The 24,351-nt window shown below is 66.8% G+C and carries 20 protein-coding genes; 9 read left to right on the top strand and 11 right to left on the bottom strand.

Translation table 11 applies throughout. The features are described 5' to 3' along the window. From pheT to AC5Y5O_RS22210, 4 genes are all read right to left on the bottom strand, one after another. Positions 1–2,487, bottom strand: a complete 2,487-nt coding sequence (pheT, locus tag AC5Y5O_RS22225; protein WP_096287187.1) for a phenylalanine--tRNA ligase subunit beta — start codon at positions 2,485–2,487, stop codon at positions 1–3. Next, complete coding sequence (gene pheS, locus AC5Y5O_RS22220) at positions 2,487–3,530, bottom strand: phenylalanine--tRNA ligase subunit alpha (RefSeq protein ID WP_096287185.1); 1,044 nt, start codon at positions 3,528–3,530, stop codon at positions 2,487–2,489. The genes pheT and pheS overlap by 1 nt, the downstream gene beginning before the upstream one ends. Positions 3,531–3,673: 143 nt before the next feature. Then, positions 3,674–4,495 carry a rhomboid-like protein gene (locus tag AC5Y5O_RS22215; RefSeq protein WP_243393884.1) on the bottom strand — a complete coding sequence of 274 codons (822 nt, stop codon included), beginning with the start codon at positions 4,493–4,495 and terminating at the stop codon, positions 3,674–3,676. Positions 4,496–4,552: 57 nt separating this feature from the next. Then, the gene (locus AC5Y5O_RS22210; protein ID WP_423790893.1) at positions 4,553–5,365 is read right to left on the bottom strand and encodes an adenylate/guanylate cyclase domain-containing protein; all 813 of its coding nucleotides are present in this window, start codon (positions 5,363–5,365) and stop codon (positions 4,553–4,555) included. A 294-nt stretch (positions 5,366–5,659) separates the two neighbouring features. Between AC5Y5O_RS22210 and AC5Y5O_RS22205 the strand changes: the two genes are divergently transcribed. Continuing rightward, positions 5,660–6,691, top strand: a complete 1,032-nt coding sequence (locus AC5Y5O_RS22205) for an oxygenase MpaB family protein (RefSeq protein ID WP_096287181.1) — start codon at positions 5,660–5,662, stop codon at positions 6,689–6,691. Here AC5Y5O_RS22205 and AC5Y5O_RS22200 read toward each other — a convergent pair. The 4 genes from AC5Y5O_RS22200 to infC all read right to left on the bottom strand — a co-directional run bounded on the left by AC5Y5O_RS22200 (position 6,688) and on the right by infC (position 8,817). Further along, positions 6,688–7,479 carry a TrmH family RNA methyltransferase gene (locus AC5Y5O_RS22200; protein WP_096287179.1) on the bottom strand — a complete coding sequence of 264 codons (792 nt, stop codon included), beginning with the start codon at positions 7,477–7,479 and terminating at the stop codon, positions 6,688–6,690. The two genes, AC5Y5O_RS22205 and AC5Y5O_RS22200, sit on opposite strands and share 4 nt — an antisense overlap. Before the next feature lie 5 nt (positions 7,480–7,484). Further along, positions 7,485–7,874 carry a 50S ribosomal protein L20 gene (rplT, locus tag AC5Y5O_RS22195; protein WP_036468879.1) on the bottom strand — a complete coding sequence of 130 codons (390 nt, stop codon included), beginning with the start codon at positions 7,872–7,874 and terminating at the stop codon, positions 7,485–7,487. Between the two features lie 88 nt (positions 7,875–7,962). Continuing rightward, positions 7,963–8,157, bottom strand: coding sequence for a 50S ribosomal protein L35 (gene rpmI, locus AC5Y5O_RS22190; protein ID WP_090601731.1), 195 nt, complete (start codon positions 8,155–8,157; stop codon positions 7,963–7,965). Positions 8,158–8,199: 42 nt separating this feature from the next. Further along, positions 8,200–8,817, bottom strand: a complete 618-nt coding sequence (gene infC, locus AC5Y5O_RS22185; RefSeq protein ID WP_096291081.1) for a translation initiation factor IF-3 — start codon at positions 8,815–8,817, stop codon at positions 8,200–8,202. Positions 8,818–9,273: 456 nt separating this feature from the next. Here infC and lysX point away from each other — a divergent pair, with 456 nt between their 5' ends. The 6 genes from lysX (at position 9,274) to AC5Y5O_RS22155 (ending at position 17,303) form a co-directional block, all read left to right on the top strand. Next, positions 9,274–12,606: a bifunctional lysylphosphatidylglycerol synthetase/lysine--tRNA ligase LysX gene (lysX, locus tag AC5Y5O_RS22180; RefSeq protein ID WP_279304448.1), complete on the top strand. Its 3,333-nt coding sequence runs from the start codon at positions 9,274–9,276 to the stop codon at positions 12,604–12,606. Between the two features lie 146 nt (positions 12,607–12,752). Then, a complete protein-coding gene (locus AC5Y5O_RS22175; RefSeq protein WP_096291079.1) occupies positions 12,753–14,165 on the top strand; it encodes an alpha/beta hydrolase in 1,413 nt (470 codons plus the stop codon). 6 nt (positions 14,166–14,171) lie between these two features. Continuing rightward, positions 14,172–14,357 carry a hypothetical protein gene (locus AC5Y5O_RS22170; RefSeq protein ID WP_133160844.1) on the top strand — a complete coding sequence of 62 codons (186 nt, stop codon included), beginning with the start codon at positions 14,172–14,174 and terminating at the stop codon, positions 14,355–14,357. 10 nt (positions 14,358–14,367) lie between these two features. Next, a complete protein-coding gene (locus tag AC5Y5O_RS22165; RefSeq protein WP_096291078.1) occupies positions 14,368–14,607 on the top strand; it encodes a hypothetical protein in 240 nt (79 codons plus the stop codon). Positions 14,608–14,636: 29 nt separating this feature from the next. After that, entirely contained in the window at positions 14,637–16,343 is a 1,707-nt protein-coding gene (locus AC5Y5O_RS22160) for a serine/threonine-protein kinase PknH/PknJ (protein WP_500027465.1), read from the top strand. Positions 16,344–16,772: 429 nt separating this feature from the next. Next, positions 16,773–17,303 (top strand): DUF5994 family protein, encoded by a 531-nt coding sequence (locus tag AC5Y5O_RS22155; protein ID WP_096287175.1) that lies wholly within the window; start codon positions 16,773–16,775, stop codon positions 17,301–17,303. A gap of 84 nt (positions 17,304–17,387) precedes the next feature. On the opposite strand, the gene AC5Y5O_RS22150 is transcribed toward AC5Y5O_RS22155, so the two are convergent. After that, positions 17,388–18,707 (bottom strand): fatty acid desaturase family protein, encoded by a 1,320-nt coding sequence (locus tag AC5Y5O_RS22150; RefSeq protein ID WP_096287173.1) that lies wholly within the window; start codon positions 18,705–18,707, stop codon positions 17,388–17,390. Positions 18,708–19,096: 389 nt separating this feature from the next. Between AC5Y5O_RS22150 and AC5Y5O_RS22145 the strand changes: the two genes are divergently transcribed. Continuing rightward, positions 19,097–19,969, top strand: a complete 873-nt coding sequence (locus tag AC5Y5O_RS22145; RefSeq protein ID WP_096287171.1) for an NYN domain-containing protein — start codon at positions 19,097–19,099, stop codon at positions 19,967–19,969. 22 nt (positions 19,970–19,991) lie between these two features. Here AC5Y5O_RS22145 and uvrA read toward each other — a convergent pair whose 3' ends face one another. Continuing rightward, positions 19,992–22,916: an excinuclease ABC subunit UvrA gene (uvrA, locus tag AC5Y5O_RS22140; protein WP_096287169.1), complete on the bottom strand. Its 2,925-nt coding sequence runs from the start codon at positions 22,914–22,916 to the stop codon at positions 19,992–19,994. Between the two features lie 187 nt (positions 22,917–23,103). Here uvrA and AC5Y5O_RS22135 point away from each other — a divergent pair, with 187 nt between their 5' ends. After that, entirely contained in the window at positions 23,104–23,781 is a 678-nt protein-coding gene (locus tag AC5Y5O_RS22135) for an MBL fold metallo-hydrolase (RefSeq protein ID WP_096291077.1), read from the top strand. A gap of 47 nt (positions 23,782–23,828) precedes the next feature. On the opposite strand, the gene AC5Y5O_RS22130 is transcribed toward AC5Y5O_RS22135, so the two are convergent. Then, a complete protein-coding gene (locus AC5Y5O_RS22130) occupies positions 23,829–24,272 on the bottom strand; it encodes a universal stress protein (protein ID WP_096287167.1) in 444 nt (147 codons plus the stop codon). Positions 24,273–24,351 lie beyond the last annotated feature (79 nt).

Here is a 24,351-nt window from a genome sequence, read left to right as displayed (position 1 = left end):
CTAGGCGCGCATTTCGGCGCCGACGGCCTCGGCGGCGCGCCGCACCGCGGCATCGCGGGCCGCGCTGGCGTCGTCCTCGGTCAGCGTGCGGTCCGCGGCGCGGAACCGCAGCGCGAAGGTCAGCGACTTGCGATTCTCGCCGATCTGCGGGCCGGTGAACACGTCGAACAGCTGCATGTCTTCCAGCAACTCGCCGGCTCCCTCGCGCACCGCATCGGCCACCGCCTGGGCCGGCACGTGTGCGGCCACCACCAGGCTGACGTCCTGGAAGACGGCTGGGAACGGGGACACCCTGGGCGCCGGCAACAGCTCGGTGATCGGCAACGCTTCGAGGTCGAGCTCCAGGGCGCAGGTCCCCTTCGGCAGCCCCGACTTCTCGATGACCGCCGGATGCAGTTGACCCGCGTGGCCGATGACGGTGTCGGCGACGACTACCTCGGCGCAGCGCCCGGGATGCCACGGCAGGTACTGTGCCGCACGCAAGGTGACGTCGATGGCGCTGGCGCGCGCAATGATTCGCACCGCCTCCAGGGCGTCGGCGGCGTCGACGGCACGGCCGGGGCCCCACGGGCCCCGCGGTTCGCGCAGCCCGGCCAGCACCGCGGCGACATGCTGAGGCTGGCGGGGCAGCGATGTGTCCAGCGTCGCGATCTCGGCGTCGGTCGGCCGGCGGTGGACGGGGATCAGCTCGACGCCGCGCGTCTGCTCGGTCGGCCGCACCACCTGCGCGATGGCATACAGCGCTACGTCCACCAGGCCGCGGGACACATTGCGCCCCAACGCTTCCAGTAGTCCGGGCAGCAGCGTGGTAGCCAGCTCCGGGCGATCGGCGTCCAGCGGGTTGAGCACCCGTGTCGCGGTGCGCCGCGGATCGTCGGCCGGTAAGCCCCAGAGGTCGAACACACCGGCCGGCAGGAACGGGGTCGGCAGGATCTCCACATACCCGGACTGCGCGAGCGACTTGCCGATCGCGCGGCGGCGCTTCTGCACCCGCGTCAGGCCCCGCCCGGCCGGCGCCGGCGGCAGCAGCGACGGAATGACCTCGAGACCTTCCAGCCGCAGCACCTCCTCGACGAGGTCGGCGGGCTGCAACAGATCGGGCCGCCAGCTCGGCGGGGTCACGATCAGCGTGTCACCGTCTTCGGTTACCGCGGCACCGATTTGGGCCAACCGCCGGGTGGTCGTACCCGCGGCGTACACCACACCGGCGAAACGGTCCGGCAGGTCGGCGGCAATCGGGATCGCCGGTTGCGACCAGTCGTCACGCGGCGGATCCCCGCGCCAATCGGTCAGGGTCGGCGACACCAATCCGCCGGTGATGTCGGCCAGCAGCGCGGCGCAGCGGTCCAGCGCGGCCACCGAAATGGCCGGGTCGACAGCGCGCTCGTAACGACGCGCGGCCTCGCTGGGCAGGTGCAGCCGCCGCTGGGTGCGCGAAATGGCGGCCGGGTCCCACACCGCGGCTTCCAGCAGCACGTCGGTGGAGTCGGTGCGCACCTCGGTGCTCGCTGCGCCCATCACGCCGCCGATCGCCGTCGTCGCGACGTCGTCGACGATCAGCACATCGGCCGGATCGAGTTTGCGCTCAATGTCATCCAGCGTGACGACGGTCTCGCCGGGCTGCGCGAAGCGCACCTTGAAGCCCCCGGTGATGCGGTTGCGGTCGTGGGCGTGCATCGGGTGGCCGAGTTCGAGCATCACATAGTTGGTCACGTCCACGGCCGGGGACATCGCGCGGATGCCGCACAACAACAGCCGGCGCTGCAGCCACCATGGTGAGACCGCGGCCGGATCGATGCCGGTGACCGGGCGCAGCGCGAACCGCTGCACACCGGTCTCGGCCTGCACGGTCAGCGGCCACGCCTCGCCGTCGGCCGGCAGCGGCTTGACGACGCTCGGGTCGACGAAATTCAGCTCGTAGGCGCAGGCGATCTCGCGGGCCAGGCCGCGCACCGACATGCAGTAGCCGCGGTCCGGCGTGATGGCCAGGTTGAACACCACATCGTCCAGCCCGAGCACCTCGGCGCCGCCGGCGCCCGGCTCGGCGGTTCCCGGCGGCAGCACCAGAATTCCGGAATGGTCTGCACCCAAGCCGAGTTCGGACGCCGAGCAGATCATTCCGTCGGAGCTACGGCCGTAGGTCTTGCGGGCGGTGATCGCGAACCCACCGGGCAGCGTGGTGCCGGGCAGCGCCACCACCACCAGATCACCTACCGCGAAGTTGGTTGCGCCGCATATGATTCCACGATCTTTACCCTCGCCGACGTCGACCAGGCATGCGCGAATCGGCTTCTTGAATTCGGTGAGCTCCTCGATCGCGGACACCCGGCCCACGGTCAGCGGACCTTCGACCGGTCCCAGGGTGAGGACTTCCTCGACCTCGTGACCGATGCGTACCAGCGTCTGCTCGAGATCGGCGGCGGTGACATCCCAGCCCGGCGCCCCGGCGGCAACCACCTCACGCAGCCAGCTATACGGAATGCGCATTACAGACCCACCCCGAACGGCAACGAGAACCGGATATCGCCTTCAACCATGTCGCGCATGTCCGGGATGCCGTTGCGGAACTGCAGGGTGCGTTCCAGGCCCATCCCGAAGGCGAAGCCCGAGTAGACGTCGGGATCAATTCCGGCGGCGCGCAACACGTTTGGATGCACCATGCCGCAGCCGCCCCATTCCACCCAGCCGGCACCGCCCTTTTTGCCGACGAACCACACGTCGACCTCGGCGGAGGGCTCGGTGAACGGGAAGAAGTGCGGGCGGATCCGGGTGCGCGCCTCGGGGCCGAACTCCGCGCGCGCGAACGCATCCAGGGTCCCGCGCAGGTGCGCCATTGACAGGCCGCGGTCCACGGCGAGGCCCTCGACTTGGTGGAACACGGGCGTGTGGGTGGCGTCGAGTTCGTCGGTGCGGAAGGTGCGGCCGATCGAGACGATGTAGACCGGCAGTTCGCGCTCCAGCAGCGTGCGCACCTGAACGGGCGAGGTGTGGGTGCGCAGCAGCTGGCGGGAGTCATCCGGCGCGACGTAGAAGGTGTCCTGCTCGCTGCGCGCCGGGTGATCGGGCGGGAAGTTCAGGGCGTCGAAGTTGAACTGCTCGGTTTCGACCTCGGGGCCCTCGGCCAGTTCCCACCCCATCGCGATGAAGGTGTCCGCGACATGTTCGGCCAGGATCGTGATCGGGTGCCGGGCGCCGGGAGGCTGGCGGGTCGAGGGCAGCGTGACATCGATGCTTTCGGCGACCAGCACGGCCGCGTCGCGCTCGGCACGCAGCACCGCCAGCCTTTCGTCGTACGCACTCTGCACCTCGCCGCGCGCGGTGTTGACGCGCTTTCCGGCGTCGGAGCGCTCCTCCTTGGGCAGGGCGCCCAGCGACTGCCTGGCCAGTGCGATCGCCGAGCGGTCGCCGAGGTGCTCGGTCTTGATCTGTGCCAGCGCCTCCAGGCTGCCGGCCCCGGCCAAAGCCCCGCGGGCAGCATCGACGGCCTCGGCCAACGCTTCCGGCGACAGGTCGACGGGTTGATCACCCACGCGGCGAAACTCTCCTTGCTGACGAGGCGGTAGGGGCTGCCCGTATTGCCAGCGAGCGGTGCTGAAAAACAGGCACGGGTCGAGTGCCGATCATATGTGACCGAGGCCCGGGAACTGAACGCGCTTCGGCGGGCCGCGATGGATTAGCCGACCAGGGCCGGCTGCAGCGCGGTGGACGCTTCCCCGTCGTCTGCCGCCACGATCGGCGCCGGGTTGCGCGACGCCCTGAGCTGGGCGAGCTTGTACGCCGCGAAAGCGCCGAGCGACCCGAAGACCGGAGCCGCGGCCATCGTTGCCCAGTGGTGAGCCAGGACGAGGAAGCCGAAGCCGGACGACGCCACCAGCATCGCGATCAGCACCGGCGTCCAGCGGATCGGTTGACGGAACCGGGCGGACACGAGCACACCCAGGATCACGGCGACGGTGTGCCCCGCGTCGGTGAAGTCGGCACCGATGATCGCCGAGGCCAGGCCCGCCGAAATCCACCAGCCGATCCACGCCGGGCGCCACCGCTGCGGTATCGCGGCCGTCATCGCGCCGAGCACCGCCAGGGCGCCATAGCTCATCCCGACGTCGCTGGCCCGCGAGATCGATATCGGCAGCCAGCCGAACTCGACCGCGGAGGCAAGGGCGGCGGCCACGACCAACGTCGCGCCGATGTGTCCGACCACGAACGCGATCACCAACCGGATGGTCTGCAGATGCAGCTCCGCAAGCGCCAGCAGGCAGGTCAGGAAAGGCAACCAGAACCACAGCGGACCGGCGTCGACGACCAGCGCGCTGCCCAGCAGGGTGCCGATGTGTCCGTGCGCCAGGTTGTGCAGGTTGGTGCTGGCACGCGCGACGATGACGTCGTGCGCGTGCTGGCCGAGCATCAGGATGGCGCAGCTCACGGCAAGCAGCACCGCGGCATACCCCACGGTGAAACGGATCCGGCCGAGCCGGGAAAGCAATCCCCCAAGCATTGAATCCATTATGCGGGCTAAATTGTTTCGTCCTTGTGATGGGACGCTGTGACTTGGCTAATAGTATTCCAAGCGGTAGATCGCCAAGTCCGGCGGAATGCCCGGGGTCTTGGGCGTAAACATGGATTTACGTGCACGTTTAGCGACGACGCCGAGTACGTCCAGCTCGTTCTGTGGGATCAGATCCAGCGCCGCCCCCGTGATCATGATCCCGCCCTTGGTGGCACGATCCATCACGCGAGCGGCGATATTGACGTCGACACCCAGCCAATCGGCAGCCAGCCGCTGCGGCCGGCCGGTGTGGATCCCGACCCGCATCCGGGGTCGATAGCCGCCCACCTCGACCTCCCGCATCGCGGCGTCGGCCTGCACCACGGCGCGCACCGCGACATCAGGATGCCGGAACACCGCCATGATGCCGTCGCCCATCCGCTTGACGATGTGCCCGCCGGCATCGAGCAACGGCGGCTCCACCGCGCGGGCCACCTGGCGCAACAACGTGAGCGCCGCATCGTCCCCGGCCTGCAGCGACCACGTCGAGAAGCCGACCAGGTCGGTGAAGACGAGCGTCACCTCCGGGTTCGCCGGCCGGCGCGACACCGCTTCGGTCAGCGCCTGCCAGACCTGCAGCACGCCAAGACTGACTTCACGCGACGCCGCGTCGCGATCCCCCAGCAGCCGGTCGGCGGCCCGGGCCGCCGCCCTCGGGCCGCCATCACCCGCCATCGACAGCGGGTCGCCGAATTCGGGATCGCCCGGCAGCATCCGCCGCGCCCGCCGAATGAACGCCACCACGCCTGGGCTGCGATTGGCGGTCTGCCACCACTGGACCGCGGTGTGTTTGGACACCGGAGGTCGGCTTCCGGACAGGGAGGTGGAGCCGGGAGGGGTCACCGTCGTCACCGAATCCGAGTCCTTTTCATAGGACTCGCCCGGATCCGGATCGCGCGGCGCGAGTTCCACCTGGCAAGGGTAAGTAGTTTCGGGGAAGCCGGGCAACGACGCCTGTCCGGTTTGTGTCACACATCGCATCAAACCGACTGATCACGACGCTGCCACACGCGCGTGGAATCTCGGTAACGGCTTCGCGTGGCGCGCGCCGAAACGCGGACAACGCGCGTTGTCAGAGTTATCGTGAGCTCACTGGGCACGTAGGAGGTCGTGATGACAACCGCATCGACCACACCTGCTGATCCTCTTGGGCCAGATTCCCTGACCTGGAAGTACTTTGGCGACCTGCGAACCGGAATGATGGGCGTCTGGATCGGGGCGATCCAGAACATGTACCCACAGCTCGGTGCCGGCGTCGAGGAGCATTCGATCCTGCTGCGCGAGCCGCTGCAGCGGGTGGCCCGGTCGGTGTATCCGATCATGGGCGTGGTCTACGACGGCGATCGCGCGCCTCTGACGGGTGAGCAGATCAAGCACTACCACGACACCATCAAGGGGATTGATGCCGAAGGGCGTCGCTACCACGCGCTGAACCCCGAGACCTTCTACTGGGCGCACGCCACCTTCTTCATGCTCACCGTCAAGGTCGCCGAATACTTTTGCGGCGGCCTGACCGAGGCCGAGAAGCGCCAGCTGTTCGACGAGCACGTGCAGTGGTACCGGATGTACGGCATGAGCATGCGGCCGGTGCCAGGGTCCTGGGAGGAATTCCAGGAGTACTGGGACCGGGTCTGCCGCGACGAGCTGGAGATCAACCAGGCGACGCTGGACATCTTCCGGATCCGCATCCCGAAGCCGAAGTTCGTCCTGATGCCCACGCCGATCTGGGACCAGATCTTCAAGCCGTTGGTGGCCGGTCAACGCTGGATCGCGGCCGGGCTGTTCGAGCCGGCGGTGCGCGAGAAGGCGGGCATGCGCTGGACGCCGGGCGACGAAATCCTGCTGCGGGTGTTCGGCAAGTTGATCGCGCTGGCCTTCCTGGCGGTGCCCGACGAGATCCGGCTGCATCCCCGGGCGCTGGCCGCTTACCGCCGCGCGGAGGGCCGGGTTCCGCTCGATGCGCCGCTGGTCGAGGCGCCCGAGTTCATGGCACCGCCGCGCGACCGCCGCGGGCTGCCGATGCACTACTGGCCCCCGGGTTCCCTGCGCAGTAAGTCGCTGATCGAGCGGGCCGGGTCGCTGGTGCACACCACGCTCTCGCTGGCCGGGCTGCGCCCCGCCGGCGGCCGCAAAAGGGCCGCTTAGAAACCCTGCAGCACACCCAGCGCCTGGGCGCTCTGATACAGGCAGATCGCTGCGGCGGCAGCCACATTCAGGCTCTCGGCGCCGCCCGACATCGGGATGCGCACGCGATGGTCCGCCTGGTCGGTGATCTCTTCGGGCAAGCCGTGCGATTCGGGGCCGAACAGCCAGGCCGTCGGCCTGCTCAGCAGCTCGTCGGCCTCGTCCAGCCGCGTCCCGCCGTCGACGGTGGTGGCCAGCGCCTGCAGCCCGGCGGCACGCGCCGCGCCCAGCACCGCGTCGACGTCGGGGGCGGCGACAACCGGAAGCGAGAAGATGCTGCCGGCCGACGCGCGCAGGCACTTGCCGTTGTAGGGGTCGACGCTGTGCCCCGCGAGAATCACCGCCGCGGCGCCCATGGCATCGGCGAGACGGATCAGCGTGCCCGCGTTGCCCGGCTCGCTGATCTCGACGGCAACGGCGACCAGCCGTGGTGAGCCGGCCAGCGCCTGCTGTAGTCCGGTTGCCGGCATGTCGCAGACCGCGACCAGCCCCGCCGGAGTAACGGTGTCGGACAAGGCTTTTGCGGCACGGTCGGTGACCACGTGGACCGGGCCCGGCTGGGCGGCCAGCAGGGTCGCGTGCCGCTGCGCCGCGAGTTCGGTGACGAACACCTCCCGGACCAAGCCGCGCGACGACGCGGCCTCAACCAGATTTTGGCCTTCGGCCAGGAACTGGTTCGCCCGTCGCCGCACGACGTGGCGATGCAACTTGACCGCCGCGGCCACCCGGGCCGAGCGCTCGGTGAGCACCGGGGTTAAGCAGCTTCTCCGGAGGGCGCGTTGACGTCCTTGGGCAATGCCGCCCGGGCGACATCGACCAGCGCGGTGAACGCGGCCGGATCGGTGATCGCGATGTCGGCAAGGTTCTTGCGGTCGACTTCCACACCGGCGGCCTTGAGGCCCTGGATCAGCCGGTTGTAGGTGATGTCGTTGGCGCGGGCCGCCGCGTTGATCCGCGAGATCCACAACTTGCGGAACTCACCCTTGCGGGCGCGGCGGTCGCGGTAGGCGTACTGCAACGAATGCAGCTGCTGCTCTTTGGCTTTGCGGTAGAGCCGAGACCGCTGGCCGCGATAGCCTTTCGAGGCTGTCAGGACGCTGCGCCTCTTCTTGTGGGCGTTGACTGCCCGCTTCACGCGTGCCATGGATGTTCCTACTCTCGTTCAGACGTAAATGGTCTCAGGTGTCGCGCCGGGTTCGGTGTATGCCCGGCCGCACTCGGTGTGGCTGAGGTCAGCCGTTCAACATCGCGTTGACACGCTTGGTGTCGTTGGCCGCAACCTCGGTGCGGCCGTCGAGCCGCCGGGTGCGCTTGCTCGGCTTGTGCTCGAGCAGGTGTCGACGATTGACTTTCTGGCGGACGATCTTCCCGGTCCCGGTACGCCGGAATCGCTTGCTCGCCCCGCTGTGGGACTTGGCCTTGGGCATGTTTCCTCTGGTTCTTACTGTTTTCGCGGTTTGGCTGTCAGGTCAGTTCGGTGCAGCTGCGTTGTCGCCGGGGGCATCCGTCTCATCGGCGGCCTGCGCCGGCGCGGCTCCCGGTTGTTCCGGGTGCTGCGCCCTGGCGCGAGTTTTGGCGCCGCGGTGCGGCGCCAGCACCATCGTCATGTTGCGGCCGTCCTGCTTGGCCGACGTTTCGACGAATCCGTACTCGGCGACGTCCGCGCCCAGGCGCTGCAGCAATCGGTAGCCCAATTCGGGCCTCGACTGCTCGCGCCCGCGGAACATGATGGTGACCTTTACCTTCGATCCCGCCTCCAGGAAGCGGATTACGTGGCCCTTCTTGGTCTCGTAATCGTGATCGTCGATCTTGGGTCGCAGCTTTTGCTCTTTGACAACGGTCTGCTGCTGGTTCCGGCGGGATTCGCGCGCCTTTTGCGCCGCCTCGTACTTGAACTTGCCGTAGTCCATGATCTTGCAGACCGGTGGCCTGGCGTTCGGGGCGACTTCGACGAGGTCGAGATCGGCGTCCGCGGCGACGCGCAATGCGTCTTCGATACGCACGATGCCTACCTGCTCCCCCCCTGGACCGATCAGTCGGACTTCAGGTACGCGGATGCGCTCATTGACGCGGGTCTCAGTGCTGATGGGGCCTCCCTTGTTGGGCTTTTCGTCGTCTCGCAACGACCGGTGACTCGGGCCCGTCGGGATTCAGCGGCGGAAACGCCACACCATCAGCAAAAAAGCCCTGCAGAAGCAGGGCCCAATGCCGACCGATCACGACCTGAAACGTATTCAGGCCGTTCGCGCCATGCGCGAAACAGGCACCTTGCGGTGCCGGTGACCGGACCGCTACGCCTTGAAATCTTTCGCGGCTAGCGGTGGGAGTGGGACTCCACTTAACTGTCCCAGGCCAAAGCCGGGATGGTCGCGGAGGTCAGTCTAGCAGCCGCCGGGCGTCTGCCTGCATTTCAGCTGCCGGGGACCACCCCGGGCGGCATGCTGATCCGGGCAATCGCGGCGCGCCCGAGACCGATAACTAGTCTCGACGCGATTGGCGCTTCGCCAGGCATTTCACGGTGTAAAGGCTTATCCTCGCGGTCTGTGACTCTCGCTTCTGCTGCTTCGGGGCCTCGTTCGGGCAGCCGGTCGAATTCCCGGTACCGGTGGGTACCGGCGGCGGCCGGCTGGACCGTCGGCGTCATCGCCACCCTGTCCCTGATCGGCAGCGTGTCGCCCCTGATCCGGTGGTTGATCAAGGGCCCGCGGGAATTCATCAACGACTACCTGTTCAACTTCCCCGACACCAGCATCGCGTGGTCGTTCGTGCTGGCGCTGCTGGCGGCGGCGCTGACCGCCCGCAAACGTATCGCGTGGTGGGTGCTGCTGGGCCAAATGGTGCTGGCCGCATTCTGGAACGCCGCTGATATCGCCGCCGGTGACAACACGGCGGCCGAGACGTTCGGCGAAAATCTCGGGTTCGCGATGCACATCGTCGTGATCGTCCTGCTGCTGTTGAGTTATCGGGAGTTCTGGGCCAAGGTCCGCCGCGCGGCGCTGTTCAAGGCGGCCGCCGTCCTGGTCGTCGGGGATGTGATCGGAATCCTGTTGTCCTGGGGCCTGGTCGAGCTCTTCCCCGGATCGCTGGCCCGGCAGGATCGGCTGGGCTACGTGGCCAACCGCGTCGTCGGGTTCGCGCTGGCCGACCCCGACCTGTTCACCGGCAAGCCGCACGTTCTGCTCAACGCGATCTTCGGGTTGTTCGGCGCGCTGGCCCTGATCGCGGCCGCGATCGTGCTGTTCCAATCCCAGCGCGCCGACAACGCGCTCACCGGCGAGGACGAGTCCGCGATCCGCGGGCTGCTCGAGCTGTACGGGAAGAACGATTCGCTGGGCTACTTCGCCACCCGGCGCGACAAGTCGGTGGTGTTCGCCCACAGCGGCCGCGCCGCGATCACCTACCGAGTCGAGGTGGGCGTCTGCCTGGCCAGTGGCGATCCGGTCGGTGACCCCCGAGCCTGGTCGCAAGCCGTCGAGGCGTGGCTGGGGCTGTGCAAGACCTACGGCTGGGCACCCGGTGTGATGGGCGCCAGTTCCCAAGGGGCTCAGTCGTATCGGGAGCGCGGCCTCAATGCTCTCGAGCTCGGCGACGAGGCCATTCTGCGAACCTCCGATTTCAAGCTGTCCGGCCCGGACATGCGCGGGGTGCGTCAGGCCGTGACGCGGGCACGCCGGGCCGGGCTGACGGTCCGCATCCGCCGGCACCGCGACATCAGCGCCGAAGAGATGGCCGAGACGATCACACGCGCCAACGCCTGGCGCGACACCCAGTCCGAGCGCGGATTTTCCATGGCGCTGGGGCGACTGGGAGATCCCGCCGACGGCGACTGCCTGCTGGTCGAGGCGCTGGATCGGGACGAGCAGGTGGTCGCGATGCTGTCGCTGGTGCCATGGGGAAGCACCGGGGTCTCCCTGGATGTGATGCGCCGCTCCCCCGACTCGCCCAACGGCACCAACGAATTCATGGTCAGCGAACTTGCCCTGAACGCGGAAGGGCTTGGTATCAATCGCGTTTCGCTGAACTTCGCCATGTTCCGGTCGGCGTTCGAGCAGGGCGCGCAACTCGGCGCCGGCCCGATCGCACGGCTGTGGCGCGGGCTGCTGCTGTTCTTCTCCCGGTGGTGGCAGCTCGAGACGCTGTACCGCTCCAACATGAAGTACCAACCCGAATGGGTTCCCCGCTACGCCTGCTACGAAGACGCCCGGCTGATCCCGCGGGTGGGTGTCGCGTCGGCCATGGCCGAAGGCTTCCTGGTGTTGCCCTTCAGCCGGCGCGACAAGGTACACACCGGGCACCACTCGGCCGTGCCGGCCAGGCTCGCCGAATCGGGGTTGCTACACGAAGACGGATCGGCTCCAGACGTCAGCGGGCTCAAGCGGGGCGACGAAGTCGACTCCGAGGAGTACCGGCGACGGCTACCCGAACAGGTACGGGTTCGCCTGACCAAGCTGAGAACGCTGCAGCGCAACGGAATTGACGCCTACCCGGTGGGCTCTCCGCCCAGCCACACCATCGCGCGCGCCCTCGACAGCGACGACCAGGACACGGTTTCGGTCGCGGGCCGGATCTTGCGGATCCGCGACTTCGGCGGCGTGCTGTTTGCCGAACTGCGTGACTGGTCGGGCGAAATGCAAGTGCTGCTGGACAATTCGCGCCTGGAGTCCGGCCGGACCGCCGATTTCACCGCGGCCATCGACCTCGGCGACCTGGTCGAGATGACCGGGCACATGGGATTCAGCAAGCGCGGAACCCGCTCGTTGATCGTCAGCGACTGGCGAATGGTCGGGAAGTGCTTGCGGCCGTTGCCCAATAAATGGAAAGGGCTGACCGACCCGGAAGCGCGGGTGCGCACCCGGTACGTCGACCTGGCGGTCAATGCCGAGTCACGCAATCTGGTGATGGCCCGCAGCAGCGTGCTGCGTTCGGTGCGGGAAACGTTGTTCGCCAAGGACTTCATCGAGGTGGAAACCCCGATCCTGCAGCCGATTCACGGCGGGGCCGCGGCCCGACCGTTCGTCACACACATCAACACCTACGACATGGACCTGTTTCTGCGCATCGCGCCCGAGCTGTATTTGAAGCGGTTGTGCGTCGGCGGCGTGGAGCGGGTGTTCGAACTGGGCCGGGCCTTCCGTAACGAAGGTGTCGACTTCAGCCACAACCCGGAGTTCACGCTGCTGGAGGCCTACCAGGCCCATGCCGACTACCGGGTGTGGATCGACGGCTGCCGCGAGCTCATCCAGAACGCCGCCGAGGCGGCCAACGGCACGCAGACCGTGCTGCGGCCCCACCCGGCGGACGACGGCCGCCTCGAACCGGTCGACATCTCCGGGGAGTGGCCGGTCAAGACGGTGCACGACGCGGTCTCCGACGCACTCGGCGAACGCATCAACCCGAACACGTCGCTGAGCGCATTACGCAAGCTGTCCGACCGCGCCCACATTCCGTACCGGGACCACTGGGACGCCGGCGCAGTCGTGCTCGAGCTCTACGAGCACCTGGTCGAGGACCGGACCGAGGCGCCGACGTTCTACATCGACTTTCCGACGTCGGTGTCACCGCTGACTCGGCCGCACCGCAGCCAGCCCGGCGTCGCCGAGCGATGGGACCTGGTGGCGTGGGGGGTCGAGCTGGGCACCGCCTACAGCGAACTCACCGATCCGGTGGAACAGCGGCGCCGGCTGCTCGCGCAGTCGCTGCTCGCCGCCGGCGGTGACCCCGAAGCCATGGAGCTCGACGAGGACTTCCTGCAGGCCATGGAATACGCGATGCCGCCCACCGGCGGGCTCGGGATGGGTATCGATCGGCTCGTGATGCTCATAACTGGTCGCAGCATCCGCGAGACGCTGCCATTTCCGCTGGCCAGACCGCATTAACCCCGCCGCCGGGGCCGGTGTGATCGCACCGGGAACATCGGTCGAATATGTTCCGGGATGGTTAACAATCGCTCACAATGGATCGCGTGACACCGCCGGCGCCGGTTGCCACCGGACAGTTGTTGGCAAGCAGCCATACCTCCCTGATGCACGGCTGGGTGCCGATCACGGTCCAGGTCGTCACCGCGCTCGTGCTGACGCTGGCCGTCGGCTGGCGTTCCCAGCGCTGGCGGACGACATGCCTGCCCGTAGCGGTCGCGATCGGTGGTGCCGCGGCGTACGCAACGCACTGGTACGTCGTCGATCGGGGTCTGTCCGAGGAACCCGCGCCGGCCGCACTGTGGCTGTGGATCGCGGTCGCCGGCATGGCCGGAGCGGTGCTGCTGCTGGGCTGGCGCGGCGCACCCGGCTGGCGGCGTGGCGCGGCCCTGATCTCGGTGCCGCTGTGCCTGCTGTGCGCCGCGCTGATGCTCAATCTGTGGGTCGGCTACTTCCCCACCGTGCAGTCCGCGTGGGGTCAGCTCACCTCCGGCCCGCTGCCCGACCAGACCGATCGGGCCACCGTTACCGCGATGGCCGCCAAGGGAACTCGGCCGGCGCACGGCAGTGTGGTGCCGGTGGTCATCCCGTCGTCCGCCTCGCACTTCAAGCACCGCGGCGAACTGGTGTACCTGCCGCCCGAATGGTTCGTGACCAGCCCGCCGCCGGCGCTGCCGACGGTGATGATGATCGGCGGACAGTTCAATACCCCGGCCGACTGGACGCGGGCGGGCAATGCGATCAAGACGATCGACGACTTCGCCTCGGCCCACCGCGGCCAAGCCCCGGTGCTGGTGTTCGTGGATTCCGGCGGGGCTTTCAACAACGACACCGAATGCGTCAACGGCGTCCGCGGCAACGCTGCCGACCACCTCACCAAAGATGTTGTCCCGTATATGGTTACCAGCTTTGGCGTCAGCGCAGACCGCGCCAACTGGGGCGTGGCGGGCTGGTCCATGGGCGGCACCTGCGCGGTGGACCTGACCGTCATGCACCCGGACATGTTCAGCGCGTTCGTCGACGTCGCCGGCGACTTCTTCCCCAACGCCGGCAACAAGGCGCAAACCATCAGCCGGCTGTTCGGCGGAAACGCCGATGCGTGGGCGTCCTTCGACCCGAGCACGGTGATCAACCGGCACGGCCGGTACCACGACGTGTCCGGCTGGTTCGCGATCTCGTCGGACGGCCGGCCTGCCACGCACGCGATCGCGGACACCGCGGCAATGCGGCTGGCGCAGCGCGATGCCGCCGCCAACCCGAGCAACCAGACCGCGGCCGCCTATTCACTCTGCGCGCTCGGCCGGGCCAATGGCATCGACTGCGCGGTGCTCCCCCAGCCGGGTAAGCACGACTGGCCCTTCGCCGATCGGGTCTTCGCGGCCGCACTGCCGTGGCTGGCCGGCCAGCTGGGCACGCCCGGCGTGCCGCGGGCCCCGCTGCCCGGCACGTCGCCTGCGGAGGCGACGACGGTGGCGCCGGTGGTGGTCCCGGCCCAGCACGCCAACACCGCGCCGAGGTAACCGCGGGTGGCGTCCATGATCAGCGGGCTGACCTCAGCGACGACGCTGGTCGCGCTGGTGGCCGCCCGCCGCCATCTGTTGCTGCTCGCGGCGACCGCCACCACGCTGCAAATGTCGCTGACCCTGGTCTATTGGGAGCAAATGGTGCGTTATCTCGAGCGTCAGCGGCAGGACGCAGCCACGCGGCAGTAGCGTGGCAACCATGCCCGACGAACCAGCAAACCCCGCACCCGACCCCGGGTACGACAGCGCGGGTCTACCGACCTTCGACTCGGTGCGTGAGAAAATCGAAACCCGCTACGCGGCGTCACTGGGCGACGCGGAACTCGACGCCGAATCCCCACAGGGCCGCTCGGCCGACGAGCAATACGAGGAGCGCCAGCGTGCCGCGGCCGAACGATTGGCGCAGATCCGCGAGTCGATGCGCGCGGATGAGGGTTAGGGGGTTGGCTTGACGCCGGGGGGACATCGATGAGTGAAACGCGCGTTGGTAGCCGGTTCGGGCACTACCAGTTGCGCCGACTGCTGGGCCGCGGCGGGATGGGCGAGGTTTACGAGGCCTACGACTCCGTCAAAGACCGGGTGGTGGCGCTGAAGCTGGTGTCCACGCAAGTGAGCGCCGACGACGTCTTTCGCCGGCGCATGCAACGGGAAGCCCAGACGGCGGGGCGGCTGGCCGAGCCGCACATCGTGCCCATCCACGACTACGGCGAGATCGACGGCCAGCTGTTCATCGACATGCGGTTCATCGAGGGCGAGGACATCGGCTCGGTGCTGCGTCGCGGCGGACCGCTGCCCCCGCCGCGCGCGGTCGCCATCGTCGAGCAAATCGCGTCCGCGCTCGATGCCGCCCACCGCGCCGGCGTCATCCATCGCGACATCAAGCCGGAGAACATCCTACTCACCGAGGGCGACTTCGCCTACCTGGTCGACTTCGGCATCGCCGCCGCTGCCACCGACCAGCGGGTGACCAAAACCGGTGCCGCCGTCGGCAGTTGGAACTACATGGCGCCGGAGCGATTCGGCAAGCAAGATCCCACCTACCGAGTCGACGTCTACGCGCTAGCCTGTCTGCTGTACGAATGCCTTACCGGCGCAACGCCTTTCCAGAGCGAGAGCCTCAGCAGCCTGATGGCCGCGCACATGATGGAGCCCATCCCGCGGCCCAGTCAGCGAAACTCGGCAGTCCCGGCAGCATTCGACGACGTCATCGCGCGCGGTATGGCCAAGAACCCCGACGACCGCTATGTCACCGCCGGCGATCTGGCGCAGGCCGCCCTGCACGCGCTCAGCACCCCCGACCAGGACCGGGCGACCGACCTGATCGACCAAAGCCGCCATTTCGCCCCGCCGCCGCAACCCTGGACCCAACCGGCACCCATGCCCCCGACCTGGGCCACCAACCCGCCACCCTGGACGCCGGCCCCGCCACCCAAGCGCAGGCTGGGGCTGATGATCGGCGCGATCGCGATCGTCGTCGCGGCCGTCGCCGGTACCGCGATCTGGGCGGCCGTGCGTAAACCCGGCGCGTCCCGGCCCGACACCGCACTCACCAGCACCACCCCCGTGGCACCGACCACAGCGTCTACCAGCACGGCACCGACAGTGACTCCCGCACAACTGAATTCGATCCTCGTGCCGAACGACTTGGTCAACGTTTTGCTGGGCACCACCGGAATCATCGTGGACCACAGCGCAACAGAGATGACCGACTCCGGCCCCGACAGCACACTGTCGGATGACAAGTGCCTGGGCGCACTTATCGGCTTTCAAACCAAGACATACAAGAGCAGCGGCTATACCGCGATGCTTGCCCAACTGTTGAAGAAGCCGCAGAGCGACCCCGGTTACGTCGTGGTGCAGGGCGCCGTGATTTTCGCGTCAGCCAACCAGGCCCAGGCGTTTGTGGCGGCGCAGGTGGATCCCTGGCGAAGCTGCGCCGGCAGAACCGTGACCCAGGTCAACAAGGGGGTCACATCTGAGTGGACCTTCCGGGAGGTCAGCGGCAATCCGCCGAACATCGCCCTGCAGCACACGTTGGCCAACAGCCCGGTGGTGTGCCAGCACGTGCTGTCCGCGGTCTCCAATGTGGTTCTCGACGTCAACGGCTGCGCGCCTGGAATCATCAACCAACCCCGGCAGATCGCCAATGACATGGCGACCAGGGTGCCCGGCTAAACCGTTGCGGCGCAACCTAACAGCGTGCAGCAGAACGTGATAGGCCGGTCACGCGATTGGCGCATCCAGGGCCACTGGCGCAGTATCGCGTTATGAGACGAGAAGTGGGCGTGGTGAAGTGCCCGGCGATTCGATCGATCAGCTGGTCTCCATCCGCTGATACGTGAGAAGCAAGTACACCGAGCGAGCATTCACAACGACGCTGTGACGAAGGAATTTTCGGGCCCTGGTACTAAATCACGTTGCGCAAGAATCACTTCCAGCGGTCAGCGCCGTCCGGTCTCCCGAAGCGAAGACACGCGAAGAAAGCCGGCATGGAGCACACGCTGTGACCTTCCGGCGATTCGCGCATCGTCGGTGTACTCGAGGGGGTTATGCTCTTGGTGTCGTGGGTTTGTCGAGCACTGCCTCCTCGGGCAGCCGTCTGCGATGACAAAATTCGAAGACGGGAGCGTCACCGTGGCGCACGTTTCGCCGGTTTCCTCCAGCCCCACCCGACTGACACTGTGCGAACGCGACCTCACCCAGGGCGCCGTAGACGGCGTGTGGTGGCCGAAAAGCCTGGACCTGGGCGCGGAGCTACCCGACCTCGTCACGGTGTTCAATTTATGGCTGGACCGGGTGCGCCGAGTCGTCTACGACCCGAGCGCATGGTTGCCCGCCCCGTCGCGAGTGATCCACCGCAATGAAACGGTCTCACTCGACCCCTACCGGCTCGTGTTCAACGACACTATTTATCTCAAGGGGACCAGGTCTCGCGACGCCGTGCTTTTTGTACTGTCGCCTTCCTGTTCGGGGCATCAGGCGAAGCTCTTTCTCGGCGAGGTCGCGGCGTCAACACAACCGAAGAATGCCAGTGTGTTACGGCAAATGGCCCATCGGCGTGCCGTCGGTTTCGGTGATTCGTTGAATGCGGCATCTGTCGTCGAGTCAGCTGTGGATTGGACGCCCGGGCGCTAGGGCGGGGGAATCAACGAGTGCAATTCGAGGTCAACCAGGGGCCGAAAGGTCCCAAGGCCGTGCAAGTGACCGCCGTCTAACGCTTCACTGCAAAACCCCTGGGAAGGAATGGATCTCGTCCCAGTCTGGCGGCCCGGCAACGGTCGCGGTCAGTCCTCGGGGTTCGAGCACAGCACCTCGACGCCATCGTCGGACCGCTGCGAGCGCTGTCTTGAGACCACGGCGACGGCCGGTCGCTGGATCGGTGCCGCCGAAACGCAGTCCAGCGAACATCCGCTCGCTGCGGGTCTCCGCTGCGTCGTCGGCGGTATCGCGCAAGTAGCGGTCCGGCAATGACAATTTCGCGATGGTGCGCCATGTTTCGCCGTATTGCACCAGGAATGAGCCTGTGGTGTAAGGCAAGTCGTACTTGTCGCACAGTTCGCGCACTCGCGCCGCAATCTCGCGCAACCGGTTGCTCGGCAAATCGGGGTACAAGTGATGCTCGATTTGGTAGCAGAGGTTGCCACTCATGAACCGCATTACCGGACCGGCGTCAAAATTGGCACTGCCCAGCATCTGGCGCAGGTACCAGTGCCCTCTTGACTCGCCGGTCATGTCGGTCTTGGCGAACTTCTCTGCGCCATCGGGGAAATGCCCACAGAAGATCACTGCGTCGGCCCAGACGTTGCGGATCACGTTGGCCGCGAGATTGGCCTTCAACGTCGATTTGTAGCTCGCCGCGGGCGAAAGCGAGGTGAGCCCCGGGAACGCGAGATAGTCCTTGACCGCCTGGCGTCCCGCCTTGACCGCCGACTCCCGTAATTGCAGCACGGTTGCCTCGCGGTCCGGGCCGTCGTTGAGCAACTTGCCGAATTCAATGGGCTGGAAGCCAATTCCCCACTCGAATCCGAACGCCAGAATGGCGTTGAAGAACAGGTTGCCGATGTTGTACGGCTTCCAGGGCTGGTCGCGAGTGACTCGCAGGAGTGCGTAGCCGACGTCGTCGTCCATACCGACGATGTTGGTGTATTTGTGGTGCTGATAGTTGTGGGTCGACCGCCAGTGTTTCGACACGCCGGTCATGTCCCACTCCCACGTTGAGGAGTGGATCTCGGCGTCGTTCATCCAGTTCCACTGGCCGTGCATGACGTTGTGGCCGATCTCCATGTTCTCGATGATCTTGGCCAACGCGAGGGTCACCGTTCCCGTCCACCACGCCGAGCGTTTCGAACTACCGGCCAGCAGGAGTCGGCCGGCCGCCTCGAGAACACGTTGTGCGGCGATGGTGCGGCGGATGTAACGCGCATCGCGCTCGCCGAGGGACTCCTCGACGTCCCCCCGGATCGCGTCCAGCTCGGCGGCCAGTGCCTCGATCTCGGCGTCGGTGAGGTGAGCGAAAGCGGCGATATCGCTGATCGCCATGGCTTTCCTTTCGGTTAGGGCAAAGCTGTTCGGCGCAGCCGGTGAGTGCGGCCGTCGGCCGCCGCCCGTCGGCAACCGCGACCGTTTTCGCGACGGCTTCATCGCGACGACTTGCTGGGCGGCCTTCTGCGCCAATTGATTTGGGCACCAATGCTATTCTTAGCCTCGGTGAAGATTGAGTGGCGGCCGTCGCCGACCGCGAAGCCCATCGGTTTCATCAACGTGACGAAAGAAGGGCCCCGAGAACCAAAACGACATGGGCTTGGCTCAAAGTCTCGACAACCAGTACGTTACACGGCCCGGGCTTGATGGGCTGGATCCGGTGGCGCACCATGACCGGATGGCTGTTATTGAAACGCTGACCGTGGGAGTCCAGGGGTGAACGCAGGATGACCGAATCTGCCACCACCCGCGTCGCGGTCTACCTCGACTTCGACAACATCGTGATCTCCCGGTACGACCAGGTGCACGGGCGCAATTCCTTCCAGAAGGACAAGGCCAAGGGGCTCGAAACGGACCGGCTGCAGTCGGCGACCGTCGACGTCGGCGCCATCATCGACTTCGCGTCGTCGTTCGGCACACTCGTGCTCACCCGGGCTTACGCAGACTGGTCCGCGGACGTCAACGCCGCTTACCACGGCCAGCTGGTGGGCCGTGCTGTCGATCTCGTTCAACTCTTCCCCGCCGCCGCATATGGCAAGAACGGCGCCGACATCCGGCTAGCGGTCGACGCGGTCGAGGACATGTTCCGATTACCCGATCTGACGCACGTGGTGATCGTCGGCGGCGATTCGGATTACATCGCGTTGGCGCAGCGGTGCAAGCGCCTCGGCCGATACGTCGTCGGAATCGGGGTGGCCGGCGCCAGTAGCCGATCGCTGGCCGCGGCCTGCGACGAGTTCGTTACCTACGATGCACTACCTGGAATACCCACCGCCGCGGTGCAATCCGTCGATGATAAGAAACGCGGCCGACGGCAGAACACGGCCGAGTCCGACGACGAACCGCCGCTTGCCGACGCGCAGACCGCGGCCACCGGGTTGCTCGAACGCGCACTGCGGATAAGCCAGGAGAAGGACGACACCGAGTGGCTGCACAATTCCGCGGTCAAGGCCCAGATGAAGCGGATGGACCCGTCGTTCAGCGAGAAAGCATTGGGCTTTAAATCGTTCAGCGACTTCCTGCGTTCTCGATCCGAGCTCGTCGACCTCGATGAGAGCAGCACCACTCGTTTGGTCCGGTTGCACAACCCGTCGAGCTAGCGCCCGTGATTTTGGGCGCGATTCAGGCGCTGACTTTGCGCCGCCTGCTGGACCGCGGCTTGGCCACCGATGGGGCACTGCGCCCGACCACCTCGGCGAGAAACTTACCGGTGTAGCTTTCGGGCACTGCGGCAACGTCCTCCGGAGTGCCTTGGGCGACAACGGTTCCGCCTTCGGCGCCGCCCTCGGGCCCCATGTCGACGATCCAGTCCGCGGTCTTGATCACGTCCAGGTTGTGCTCGATCACGACGACCGTATTGCCCTTGTCCACAAGGCCGTTGATCACGTTGAGCAGCTTGCGGATGTCGTCGAAATGCAACCCGGTGGTCGGCTCGTCGAGGATGTAGATCGTGCGCCCGGTCGAACGCTTCTGCAGTTCGGAGGCCAGCTTGACCCGCTGCGCCTCACCGCCGGACAACGTCGGCGCGGGCTGACCGAGCCGGACGTAGCCGAGGCCGACGTCGACCAGCGTGCGCAGATAGCGGTGAATGCCGCTGATCGGTTCGAAAAATTCCGCGGCCTCCTCGATCGACATGTCCAGCACTTCGGAAATGGTCTTGCCCTTGTAATGCACCTCAAGGGTTTCCCGGTTGTACCGCGCGCCCTGGCACACCTCACACGGCACATAGACGTCGGGCAGGAAGTTCATCTCGATCTTGATCGTGCCGTCGCCGGTGCACGCCTCGCAGCGGCCGCCCTTGACGTTGAACGAGAACCGGCCCGGTTGGTAGCCGCGGACTTTCGCCTCGGTGGTCGCGGCGAACAGCGTGCGGATCTTGTCGAACACCCCGGTGTAGGTGGCCGGGTTGGAGCGTGGCGTACGCCCGATCGGCGACTGGTCGACGCGAACGAGCTTGTCCAGCTGATCAATTCCGTTGACGCGGGTATGCCGGCCCGGCACCTGCCGGGCACCGTTGAGCCGGTTGGCCAGCACGGCCGCCAGGATGTCGTTGACCAACGTCGACTTGCCCGAGCCGGACACGCCGGTCACCGAGGTCAGCACGCCGAGCGGGAACGACACGTCGATGTCACGCAGATTGTGCTCGCGAGCCCCGACGACGGTGAGCTGACGCTTCTTGTCGACGGCACGCCGATGTTTCGGTGTGGCAATGCTTTCCCGGCCCGACAGGTACGCCCCGGTGATCGAGTCCTTGTTGTTCAGCAGCTCCTGATAGGTCCCGCTGTGCACGATCTTGCCGCCGTGCTCGCCAGCTCCGGGTCCGATGTCGACGATCCAGTCGGCATGCGCGATGGTGTCCTCGTCGTGCTCGACGACGATCAGCGTGTTACCCAAAGCCCGCAGACGCGTAAGGGTTTCGATGAGACGGCGGTTGTCGCGCTGGTGCAGCCCGATCGACGGCTCGTCGAGCACGTACAGCACACCCACCAGACCGGAACCGATCTGGGTGGCCAGCCGAATGCGTTGGGCCTCACCGCCGGACAGTGTGGCGGCCGCCCGGGACAATGACAGGTACTCCAGTCCGACGTCGAGCAGAAAGCCCAGCCGCGACTGGATCTCCTTGAGCACCTGCCCCGCGATCGCTTGCTCGCGCGCGCCGAGGGTGAGCGCGTTGAGGAAGTCGGCACAGTCGGAGATGGACAGCTCGCAGACCTCGGCGATGGACTTGGCGCCCCGGTCGCCCCCAGAGCCTCCCGTCAGCGACACCGCGAGGATCTCGGGTTTAAGCCGCGTCCCCTCACACACCGGGCAGGGCACGTCGCGCATGAAGCCCTCGTAGCGTTCCTTCATCTGCTCGGACTCGGTCTGTTCCATCTTGCGCTGCAGGAACGCCAGCACACCTTCGAAATCGGCGTAGTAGGAACGGGTTCGGCCGTACCGGTTGCGGTACCGCACATGTACCTGATGGTCGGAACCCTCAAGAATCGCCTTGCGGGCCTTGGCCGGAAGCTTGCGCCAGGGGGTGTCCACGTCGAAACCGAGCTCCTCGCCGAGCCCGGCCATCATCCGGGTGAAGTACTCCGCGGTGTGGCCGGCCGACCACGGCGCCACCGCACCCTCGGCCAGGGTGCGCTCCGGGTCGGGCACCACCAGGTCGGGATCGACCTCTTTGCGGATACCCAGGCCCACGCATTCGGGGCAGGCGCCGTAGGGCGAGTTGAAGGAGAACGACCGGGGTTCCAGATCGTCGACGGCCAGCGGATGCCCGTTGGGGCAGGCCAGCTTCTCGGAGAACCGCTGCTCGCGGGCGTGGTCGTGCTCGTCGCGCTCGTCGGGAAACTCCAGGACGACGATGCCGTCGGCCAGGTTCAGCGCGGTCTCCACCGAGTCGGTGAGGCGCTGCTTGGCGGCGGTCTTGACGGTGAGGCGATCCACCACCACCTCGATGTCGTGCTTCTCCTGCTTTTTCAGCTTCGGCGGATCGGACAGCGGGTGCACCACACCGTCGACCCGCACCCGGCTGTAGCCCTGCGCGTTGAGCTTGTCGAAGAGGTCGGCGAACTCGCCCTTGCGGGTACGGACCACCGGGGCCAGCACCAGGAATCGGGTGCCCTCCTCCATCGCCAGCACCTGATCGACGATCTGCTGCGGGGTCTGGCGGGCGATCCGCTCGCCGCAGATCGGGCAGTGCGGGGTGCCGGCGCGCGCGTAGAGCAACCGCAGGTAGTCGTAGACCTCGGTGATGGTGCCGACGGTCGATCGGGGGTTGCGGTTCGTCGACTTCTGGTCGATGGACACCGCCGGCGACAGACCCTCGATGAAGTCGACGTCCGGCTTGTCCATCTGCCCCAGGAATTGGCGCGCGTAGGCCGACAGCGACTCCACGTAGCGACGCTGGCCCTCGGCGAAGATGGTGTCGAAAGCCAGGGACGACTTGCCCGATCCGGACAAGCCGGTGAAGACGATCAGCGAGTCTCGCGGCAGGTCGAGATCGACACCGCGCAGGTTGTGCTCACGGGCACCCTTGACGATTAGGCGGTCAGCCAACGCTGCCCCTCTCCGAAACTATCGAGAATCTTTGCTCGCCTGACGGCAGTACTGCGCACGGCGCATTCCATGCTAGGTGCCCCCACCGACAAGACGCCCATCCCAGCCGACGGAGCAGTAACGTGGCCACTACGACCCGCGCCGGCGACGATGTGCCGGCGCACCCCGGGACCCAGGAGTGGCGCGCGTGACGATCGTGGACGACAACTACACCGGACACGTCGACCCTGGTAACGCCGCCCGGCGCACCCTGCCCGGGGCCACCATCGTCAAGGCGTCGGTCGGCCCGATGGACAACAACGCCTACTTGGTGACATGTTCCGAGACTGGGGAAACGCTTCTGATCGACGCCGCCAACGACGCCGACGTGCTGATCGACCTGGTCCGGCGGTACGCCCCGAAGGTGTCGCTGATCGTAACCAGTCATCAGCACTTCGATCACTGGCAGGCGCTGGAGGCCGTCGCCGCCGCAACCGGCGCGCCGACCGCTTCCCACGAGATCGACGCCGAACCGCTGCCGGTCAAACCGGACCGGTTTCTGGCCAACGGCGACACCGTGCAAATCGGCAAGCTGACGTTCCACGTGATACACCTGCGCGGGCACACCCCGGGGTCGGTCGCGCTGGCACTGGACGGTCCGGCGACGGGCGGCGTCACGCAGTTGTTCACCGGCGACTGCCTGTTCCCCGGCGGGGTGGGCAAGACGTGGCAGGAGGGTGACTTCAGCCAGCTGCTCGACGACGTCACCAGCCGGGTGTTCGAGGTGTACGACGATTCCACCGTCATCTATCCCGGCCACGGCGACGACACGGTGCTGGGCACCGAGCGCCCGCATCTGAGCGAATGGCGCGAGCGAGGCTGGTAACCGCTCGGCTCTCCCCGCATCCGCGGAGTAGCGAAGAGCCCGTCCGGTTAGGACGTGGTGTGCACGATCAACACGTCGACCTTGGCCCGACGTGACACGTTGGCCGGCACCGAGCCGAGCAGGCGCCCCGCGATCGTGCTCAGGCCCACGTTACCGACGACCAGCAGGTCGGCCTTCACGTCTTCGGCCAGGCTGACCAGGGCGTCAACGGGGGCGCCGACGATCGGGCGCTCCTCGACATTCTTGGCACCGGCCTTGTGTGCCCGCTCCTTGGCGTCCTGCAGGATCGCGTAGATCGGGGCGGTGCCCGAAACCTTGTAGCTCTCTTCCTTGAGCACGTCGGCGGCCCGGCCGTCCTGGTGCTGCGGCAGATACGCCGACGCGACGATCAGCTTGGCGTCCGCCCCGGCGATGGTTGCCGCCCGTTCAACGGCACGCAACGATGAGTCCGAGCCGTCAGTGCCGACCACCACGGTCCGATAAGCGGACATTTACCCTCCCAGTCGTTTGCCAGGCCAACCTCAAGACAGTAGCGCGTTGTCCGATCTGGATGGGTCAGATTACCCACAC

The sequence above is a fragment of the Mycobacterium sp. NGS40 genome, from assembly GCF_059812735.1.
This window is presented reverse-complemented; position numbering and strand designations above follow the sequence as displayed.

Coding starts and splice junctions, on each gene's coding strand:
- AC5Y5O_RS22205 (WP_096287181.1), top strand. CDS start 5,660: ATGACAACCGCATCGACCACACCTGCTGATCCTCTTGGGCCAGATTCC.
- AC5Y5O_RS22145 (WP_096287171.1), top strand. CDS start 19,097: ATGACCGAATCTGCCACCACCCGCGTCGCGGTCTACCTCGACTTCGAC.
- AC5Y5O_RS22175 (WP_096291079.1), top strand. CDS start 12,753: ATGCACGGCTGGGTGCCGATCACGGTCCAGGTCGTCACCGCGCTCGTG.
- AC5Y5O_RS22165 (WP_096291078.1), top strand. CDS start 14,368: ATGCCCGACGAACCAGCAAACCCCGCACCCGACCCCGGGTACGACAGC.
- AC5Y5O_RS22130 (WP_096287167.1), bottom strand. CDS start 24,272: ATGTCCGCTTATCGGACCGTGGTGGTCGGCACTGACGGCTCGGACTCA.
- pheT (WP_096287187.1), bottom strand. CDS start 2,487: ATGCGCATTCCGTATAGCTGGCTGCGTGAGGTGGTTGCCGCCGGGGCG.
- rplT (WP_036468879.1), bottom strand. CDS start 7,874: ATGGCACGCGTGAAGCGGGCAGTCAACGCCCACAAGAAGAGGCGCAGC.
- AC5Y5O_RS22160 (WP_500027465.1), top strand. CDS start 14,637: ATGAGTGAAACGCGCGTTGGTAGCCGGTTCGGGCACTACCAGTTGCGC.
- AC5Y5O_RS22150 (WP_096287173.1), bottom strand. CDS start 18,707: ATGGCGATCAGCGATATCGCCGCTTTCGCTCACCTCACCGACGCCGAG.
- AC5Y5O_RS22155 (WP_096287175.1), top strand. CDS start 16,773: ATGACAAAATTCGAAGACGGGAGCGTCACCGTGGCGCACGTTTCGCCG.
- AC5Y5O_RS22215 (WP_243393884.1), bottom strand. CDS start 4,495: ATGCTTGGGGGATTGCTTTCCCGGCTCGGCCGGATCCGTTTCACCGTG.
- rpmI (WP_090601731.1), bottom strand. CDS start 8,157: ATGCCCAAGGCCAAGTCCCACAGCGGGGCGAGCAAGCGATTCCGGCGT.